1 protein-coding gene is annotated in these 266 nt (G+C 59.4%); it reads left to right on the forward strand.

Annotated elements, in window-relative coordinates; translation table 11 throughout:
* Positions 1-250 (forward strand): helix-turn-helix transcriptional regulator (locus tag Q4528_RS14165; protein ID WP_303522252.1); only part of this gene is annotated, 250 nt, incomplete at its 5' end.
* Between the last annotated feature and the right edge of the window lie 16 nt (positions 251-266).

The raw sequence follows: 266 nt of genomic DNA on the forward strand, positions 1-266 counted from the left end.
TATTCATGGTCCCTCAAAGAAAGGTGACCAGATGACCAATGACCTACAGCTATACACGTCCAAAGAGGTGATGGGCCTTTTGGGCGTATCAGAAAGCACCCTGTGGCGGCGTATCAAGGACGGCACGATACCGACCCCGACCAAGATTGCGGGACTGCGCCGCTGGCGTCATGCTGATTTAGCGCAGATGATTGCAGACGCCACCCCGGAACCCGCGCACCCGGTGCGCAAACGAAGCCGCGCCGCCTGAAACCGCGCCCGACAAG

It is taken from the genome of Staphylococcus pasteuri, from assembly GCF_030547725.1.
In the GTDB taxonomy this organism is placed as follows: Bacteria; Bacillota; Bacilli; order Staphylococcales; family Staphylococcaceae; genus Staphylococcus; species Staphylococcus pasteuri.